Annotated in this window: 9 protein-coding genes; all 9 read left to right on the plus strand. The window is 35.3% G+C overall.

Annotated features, from left to right (window positions below; translation table 11 throughout):
• The coding region (locus BR02_RS0112355; RefSeq protein WP_031517526.1) for an IS3 family transposase at positions 1 to 268 on the plus strand (268 nt) is incomplete at its 5' end.
• Positions 269 to 602: 334 nt separating this feature from the next.
• Positions 603 to 893: a hypothetical protein gene (locus BR02_RS0112360; RefSeq protein WP_169738620.1), complete on the plus strand. Its 291-nt coding sequence runs from the start codon at positions 603 to 605 to the stop codon at positions 891 to 893.
• Between the two features lie 598 nt (positions 894 to 1491).
• Complete coding sequence (locus tag BR02_RS0112370; protein WP_051688313.1) at positions 1492 to 2280, plus strand: 4Fe-4S binding protein; 789 nt, start codon at positions 1492 to 1494, stop codon at positions 2278 to 2280.
• A 236-nt stretch (positions 2281 to 2516) separates the two neighbouring features.
• Positions 2517 to 3266, plus strand: a complete 750-nt coding sequence (locus BR02_RS0112375) for a class I SAM-dependent methyltransferase (protein WP_031517571.1) — start codon at positions 2517 to 2519, stop codon at positions 3264 to 3266.
• 28 nt (positions 3267 to 3294) lie between these two features.
• A complete protein-coding gene (locus BR02_RS0112380) occupies positions 3295 to 3498 on the plus strand; it encodes a hypothetical protein (protein WP_031517572.1) in 204 nt (67 codons plus the stop codon).
• A 408-nt stretch (positions 3499 to 3906) separates the two neighbouring features.
• Positions 3907 to 4080, plus strand: coding sequence for a hypothetical protein (locus BR02_RS15695; RefSeq protein ID WP_169738621.1), 174 nt, complete (start codon positions 3907 to 3909; stop codon positions 4078 to 4080).
• A 191-nt stretch (positions 4081 to 4271) separates the two neighbouring features.
• Complete coding sequence (locus tag BR02_RS0112390; RefSeq protein ID WP_031517574.1) at positions 4272 to 5108, plus strand: DNA adenine methylase; 837 nt, start codon at positions 4272 to 4274, stop codon at positions 5106 to 5108.
• Complete coding sequence (locus BR02_RS0112395) at positions 5101 to 6381, plus strand: type II restriction enzyme (protein ID WP_031517576.1); 1281 nt, start codon at positions 5101 to 5103, stop codon at positions 6379 to 6381. The genes BR02_RS0112390 and BR02_RS0112395 overlap by 8 nt, the downstream gene beginning before the upstream one ends.
• A 739-nt stretch (positions 6382 to 7120) precedes the next feature.
• Positions 7121 to 7314 (plus strand): helix-turn-helix domain-containing protein (locus tag BR02_RS0112400; protein ID WP_169738622.1); only part of this gene is annotated, 194 nt, incomplete at its 3' end.

A 7314-nucleotide genomic window follows, 5' to 3' on the forward strand; every position in this document is an offset into this window, starting at 1 on the left:
AGCTTTTCGAGCTCTACTTGAAGAGCACCAAATCCGTCAAAGCATGAGTCGCAAGGGCAATCCCTATGATAATGCACCAGCAGAGAACTTCTTCAGCTGCTTAAAGTGTGAATGTACTAACTTCCTGCATTTTAGAACCAGAAGAGACGCTAAACAAACGATTTTCGAGTACATTGAGATCTACTACAATAGGCAAAGACGACATGCCGCATTAGGGTGGATTAGCCCGCTGAAATACAAGCATCAACTGGCCGCTATGGCGGCTTAAAATGAACTAGCTAGCAAATGAAAGAAAATCTAAGCTACGTACACGCAATGGTGTCCAGAAAACTGAGAATGGCTCAGTAAAAGCTCGAAATGCTTGTTAGAGTAGCAAATTATAATTATTAATTAAATTGAAAAAAGAGTTTAGGATTTGTTTATTTTTATACCTCCTGTTTGTTTAATGTGATTTGATATTATCATCACATAAATAAACAGGAGGTATTTTTGTGAAGATTTTAATTACAACAGATTGGTATTATCCTGCAATAAATGGGGGGTGACATCTGTACTAAATCTAACTATCAAGCAATGCTCATTCATATCGCAAAACAGATAAATTGACTTTAGAGCTAACCGTTATGCTGTTAAAAAAACTGAATGAAGGTGTGGTTATGTGCAGAAATGTAGAAGAATATATTAGCATTGTCTTGTCACAAATAGATTGTTCGGAAACCAAAAAAATAGTATGCCAAGTATTGCGTTCAGATATTAATAAAATAATAAGAAAGCAGCATGTTTTAAATAAGTCAAATGAACAACTTGTTAATGTTCTATTTTTGAGAATGGGCGACCCCAAAATACTAGGACAGTATTTTTTATGTCTTAAAAACTTAGTGGATTTACATTAGGTAAGAAAAGAAGCAAGTAAGGATGAAACCCATAAGATTATTTATCTTCTAAGTTGTAAATGTTTGATAAGTAACATTAAAGCATAACCCAATAAAGCCCCAATAATTAGATAAATTATCTGTAACCACACAGGGCCCAGTAGCACACCAAAAATTTTAAAGGTCGGCGAAGGCTTCTATACATGCGTTGTCCCATGGGTTACCCTTATTTGAGTAACTGTGGATAAAATGTGCTGCTGGTGTAGCTTCTAAGGTAGCTTTTAGATACATATTGGCAGCCACGGTCACTGTGGATAACAACTGGTTGACTAACTTTTCGATTAACTTAAGCTTTTTCAATAAATACATGTATGAACAATTCTTTTAACTAACAGCGTAAACCCTTCTACATGGTGAGGGGCCTGTGTTGGCCCTTTGGGCGGGAGGCAATTAGTATAGCCCTCCCGCCCAAAGGGCCAACACAGGCCTAGAGGCTCCATGACAAGGGGTGACTTATTAGATAAACAGCTAAGAATGAGATCTTGTAAATTCTGAAGAAAACCCGCCGTTCTATGTGTCTACTTTAACGGGGCAAGCTCAAATATACGGAGGTCATGTAATGAATATTAATACTAAGAAATTTGCAAAAACGGCCATTCCTTTTTTTCTAATATTATTCCCGTTTATTTTTCATTTCCTTATTGATGAGACTTTCGAAAAAGCAGTTCAACTTAACATCATGGCAGTTCTAATAATGTTTATTTTTTTTGCCATTATCTTCAAAAGAAGTTTTTGTGGTTTTTTGTGCATGGTGGGGGCGCTGCAAAGGGCTATTGGATATATAGGATTCAAGATTTTAAAAAAAAGGTTCACAGTTCCTGCAACACTTGATAAATATCTTAGAGCAGCGAAATACATCATACTTACAGGTTTTGCAGTATTATCCATTGCAAACGGCAAGTTACTGCTACAAATCACTGTTGACGATGTGTTTGAGCAATATGACATAATATTGCCTGGATTAGCTTGGCTAAGTATAATGTTGATGTTTGTAACAATTATTGGCTCATTCTTTATTGATAGATTCTTCTGCAAATATATCTGCATCCAGGGTGCTCTCGCCGGAGTTGCAGGTTGCTTTAGTCCCAGTGGTATCGTCCGATGCGAAGATAAGTGCATCAATTGCACTTTATGTACAAAGAAATGTCCCTCAAATCTAGAGGTGTATAAAATGAAGAAGGTAATATCGGCTGAGTGTATTAACTGCCAAAAATGCATTATTGTATGTCCCAAGAAAGGGGCATTAACTAATAGTTTTGCAGGTAGAAAAATCCCCTTATTTTTGCTTGTAGCAATGGCAGGAACGGTTTTTATATTGTTAACCTTTTTAATAACGCTATTTTTATAAATGGTGCTATGAGCAGGTGTCAGGTGTCGATCCATTTCTTTAACAATTATTACAGAATCCCGGAGAACAGGAATTAATCAAGCTACGCAAGGAGCTTCAGAAACTCAAAACGGAGAATGATATCCTCTCCCAGCATGGATATACAGTCCGCCAAGGCCCTACCAGCTCAAGGCATGTGGAGACGGTATGTCTTCTCGTGAAATCGATAGAGCAGGTGATACGAGAGGAGGATAAAAGTGGATTTATTAGAATTAATCATAGAGTATCACAAGGATAACGAACGTCAGGGACCGGGGAGCAAAGAAGCAACATTAAAAGCGCTAAGCTACCTTCCTTATTTAAATGAAAAATCTAGAATACTTGATATCGGCTGCGGAACCGGCGGACAGACAATAACCCTCGCAGAAAATACTGATGCACATATCACTGCCATAGATAAGCTGCCGCAGTTTTTAGAAAAGTTGATACAAAAAGTCAAGGAGAATAACCTGGCTAATCGTATAGTAGTTAAAGAAATGTTAATGGATAGATTAAGCTTTGCTGAAAAGTCTTTTGATGTGATATGGTCGGAGGGAACTATCTACAACATCGGTTTTGAAAAAGGTCTGTCCTTGTGGAAAAAATATTTAATAGATAACGGTTATATTGCTGTTTCTGAAATCTCTTGGCTGACCGATATAAGGCCGGAGGAAATCGAACAGTATTGGGTTAATGCCTATTCGGAGATTGATACCATCGAGAATAAGCTATCAGTCATTGAGAAATGCGGGTATACTAACGTCGCCCATTTTGTCTTGGATGATAAATGCTGGATAGATAATTATTATCAGCCGCTATTTGAAAATGAGAAAGCTTTCCTTAAAAAATATGATTATGCTGATGAGGTTAAAGAATTTATTGAAGAAAGTAAAATTGAAGCAGACTTGTATAATCGTTTTAAGGATTATTACAGCTATGTATTTTATATCGCAAAGAAAAAACTGTAGTGAATAGGTGTTTGGGAGTTGTGGGGGTATGAAGAAAAAGGTGTATCTGTTAAAAGTAATTCTATTGGGCGTTGTCGCATTGATCTGGACAATTTTAGCAATATTTGATGTTATAGATGGAACATCTGAGAATTCTATATCACTATTAATAATGAAAACACTATGTGCTGTGACTTGGTTTGTTGTTTTTGCGATGTATCTACATAGATATCGTACTGGTCAGAAAGTATAAACAGATTATTTCAATCGAACATGAAAAATATGATCGTGCCGACTTCAATTCGACCACAAGGGGAGCTTATCTATTTAAAAGAACTTGAAGCGACTCATTGAAATGGTTACAGCATTTGATGGAAAGTTGACTGTTGAATTTAAGTCAGGAATTAGTGTAGATATTGAAAATTGAAGAGAAATGTTATTAACTTCTAATACCTTGCTGAAATGCAGGGTGTTTTTCGTGTTTTCTAATAAGTAAATACAAATTAGTGGTATAATTTATAATAAAGGATATAAATCAAAAAATAGCTGAAAGTAGTTGAAAGTATTATTTTGAATAATTATTCCTATGTAATAGTATTAAAAACAGAATTGTATCGGAATTAGTGAAGTATAATTAAATAGTGATGACCAAAGAATCATAATGATTGCTGCAAACTTTAGAAAGGAAGTAACCTCAACTGTTATGCGGTTATTAGACCATAATATAAAAATAAAATGTATTAAGGTTACTTCTTATGAATTAAATGGCCAAGTGCTCCTTGATACGGAGCAAATTATTCCTATTGTGGATGCAGAAGATTACTTAATAAAATAGCGAATAAAAAACAAGAGGAATAAAGGAGTATATTATTAAAAACTGTGATAAAATGCCCATAAGGATATGCAGACGCCCTCCTACCTTATTTAGAGTCCAATATTTTTCCGCATGTCCAATCGGGGAAAAACGTTGTTGACATTTGTGTTATAATTTAGCCTTCATGCTATAATTGAACGAGGGTGATTGTTATGAAAAAAAATCTGTTAGTCGCTCCCGTACTGAAGTGGGTTGGCGGGAAACGACAGTTATTGCAATATATTTCAAAACATATACCAGATAAAGTTTCTACATATTACGAGCCATTTTTAGGCGGTGGTGCCGTTTTGTTTCACCTTCAGCCTAATAAGGCTGTGGTTAATGATATAAATGAAGAATTAATTAATGTATATATTGTAATCAGAGATCATCTTGAAGAGTTGATTAAAGATTTACAAAAACATAAAAATGAAGCGGACTATTTTTATAAAATAAGAGAATTAGACAGGGATAAAAAGAAGTATAGTCAGTTAAGTAACATTGAAAAAGCGTCAAGGATTATTTATCTTAATAAAACCTGCTACAATGGGTTGTTTAGGGTAAATCAGCAAGGGGAGTTTAATACTCCATTTGGTAGATATAAAAACCCTAACATCGTTAACGAGACTACATTAAGGGCAGTTAGTAACTATTTTAACAAAACGAAAATAACTTTCAAATGTGGTGACTTTGAAGAGGCGGTAAAAGGTATCAGAAAAGGAAGTTTTGTGTACTTTGACCCCCCTTATGACCCAGTTTCAGTTAGTGCTAATTTTACAGGATATGACAAAGGTGGTTTCAATAGAGAGGAACAGATCAGGCTTAAAAAACTTTGTGACAAATTAGACGCCAGAGGCGTAAAGTTTTTACTCTCTAATTCTGCTACCGAATTTATATTAGACCTATACAAAGATTACAACATAGCAATTGTTCAAGCAAATAGGGCTATTAATTCCATAGGGGATAAGAGAGGAAAAGTTGACGAAGTGTTGGTGAAGAATTATGAGTGATACAAAAAATGAAGTTGCATGGAAGGAGCTTTTTGAAAAATACAAGATATTAGGAAAAATAGAAAAGCATGGTATATTTACAATTAGCTCAAGGGAGATCAATGAGTTTAGAGAAGCAAGACTAATGACAAAGTTTGATCACCGAAAGAATTTGCCGGAAATTTTTAAGAAAAATAGACTCTCTATTCTTCCAGTCACAAGGGGGAGCTATTTAATTTCCCAATTTGATGCTTATAAGGATTTTGAAGAAACAGAGAGTGAAATTATTAAGGTGCCGTTCCCAACTCATATAGAGAGCATTGACTTTGAGAACATAACAAGCGAATCAGCGGCCCTTAATTGTGCCTATGTTTCAGGCATATTAGCCGACTTTATAGAAGATGAAGGGATATTGCCAACAGTCAGCGGCAGAATGAGTTCTGAATCTTTTGATTTTAAGATTAAAACATTTCCGGGGGTCAATGTCCGAGTTGAGGTTGTTAATTCCCAAATAGAAATTGATGGAGGATATGAAGGGCTTGAAACACTTTCTTTAATTGAGGCTAAGAATTCTCTTTCTGATGATTTTTTAATAAGACAACTTTATTACCCTTATAGGCTATGGAATAATAAAGTCAGCAAAAGGGTCAGATCACTATTTTTAACCTACTCAAACGGTATATTTACTTTTTATGAATATGAGTTCCAGGAAGCCGAAAACTACAACTCACTTACCCTGGTTAAACAAAAGAGATATAGCATAGAAGAGACAGAAATAAGCCTCGAAGATATATTAGAAGTGCTAAAGAGGACAAAAATTGTTAGAGAGCCGGAAATACCGTTCCCGCAAGCAGACTCTTTTAAGAGGGTAGTGAATCTTTGCGAACTCTTAAATGAATCAGAGCTAACTAGAGATGAAATTACCGCGAATTATGACTTTGACCCACGACAAACTAATTATTATACTGATGCAGCTAGGTATTTAGGTTTGGTACATAAGCGTAGAGAGAATAAAGAGATAATTTTTTCATTAACTGATGAAGGACAGAGATTGTTTAAATTGAAATATAAGCCAAGGCAGTTAAGGCTAGTAGAGTTGATTTTATCGCACAAGGCTTTTTATGAGACTTTTAAATTGTGTATAAATCAAGGCGATATGCCTTCTAGGGATGAAATAGTAAAGATTATGAAAGCTAGTAAACTATATAATGTACGGTCCGAAGATACATTTTATAGGCGGGCATCATCTATATCAGGGTGGATTAATTGGATATTAGAGTTAACTAGATTATAATATATACAATTGGTTGGGGAGTTTCCCAACCTTTTTCTTTTTATTTCGGCAGCCAGAGCCGGATATTGATTTCCCCGGTTCGTAGAAGCTCCATTGTACTGGGTCAAGTATTGGAATCGGTTTTATACACTTTTTTGAAGTTGCTGTTATGTTTATTGTAAGCCTGTTTTTTCGGTAAAAATCGCTTCGGGCTTTATGGGATTGTTACTCATAGTGTTAATTATATTTATGACGGCATTCTTTTTGGCTGGGTTAACATACGCGATCAGCCTTTGCCTGCCAAATGAAATTGTATATAAAACCGAGATGAACGCGATTGTTCTGCCGATCTTTTTCTAAGCACAGCCTTGTTTCCGGCGAATACATTATCTGGGGGATTGGCAATTGTGGTAAATTTAAACCCGTTCACTCATGTAATTAATGTAAACGAGCCTTGATTATACAAGGGAATATCGTAACTCGTGATATTACCCTCGTCCTCCTTTTACTTGCGGTCTTATGCGTTATCAGTTTTTCATGGGCATTGCACAGGTTAAGAAAGGAAACAAACTTATAGAAGCATTTAATTTGGTCTTAACCGGAGAAAAACATATAAATTACTGCCTGTGAAGATGTTGCTGATGAAATTGCTTGTAATAAAATAAAAGTACACCAGGATAATAATTGAAAAATACACCACTAAAAAGTAAAATACCCTCTGTAAATAACTTTATGGAGGGAGCAAAACGGAGTGATAACTTTGAGTGAAAAGCAGCATATTGTTATCTCCGCTTTTAGAGATGGGAAATCATTAAGAGCAATTTCCAAAGAAACTGGTATCAATAGGCGGACTGTAACCAAATATGTGCGGGATTATGAAGAAAGGCGTAATCAGCTATTACAAGCAGATAATAACATTGATGTAAAAGAATTAACTGACTATATAGTTGAAAA

Origin of the sequence: Desulfofalx alkaliphila DSM 12257 (genome assembly GCF_000711975.1) — a bacterium.
Taxonomy (GTDB): Bacteria; Bacillota; Desulfotomaculia; order Desulfotomaculales; family Desulfohalotomaculaceae; genus Desulfofalx; species Desulfofalx alkaliphila.

Bases quoted from the DNA above. Each gene is read 5' to 3' on its own strand.
- BR02_RS0112370 (WP_051688313.1), top strand. From the start codon at position 1,492: ATGAATATTAATACTAAGAAATTTGCAAAAACGGCCATTCCTTTTTTT.
- BR02_RS0112380 (WP_031517572.1), top strand. From the start codon at position 3,295: ATGAAGAAAAAGGTGTATCTGTTAAAAGTAATTCTATTGGGCGTTGTC.
- BR02_RS15695 (WP_169738621.1), top strand. From the start codon at position 3,907: ATGATTGCTGCAAACTTTAGAAAGGAAGTAACCTCAACTGTTATGCGG.
- BR02_RS0112390 (WP_031517574.1), top strand. From the start codon at position 4,272: ATGAAAAAAAATCTGTTAGTCGCTCCCGTACTGAAGTGGGTTGGCGGG.
- BR02_RS0112395 (WP_031517576.1), top strand. From the start codon at position 5,101: ATGAGTGATACAAAAAATGAAGTTGCATGGAAGGAGCTTTTTGAAAAA.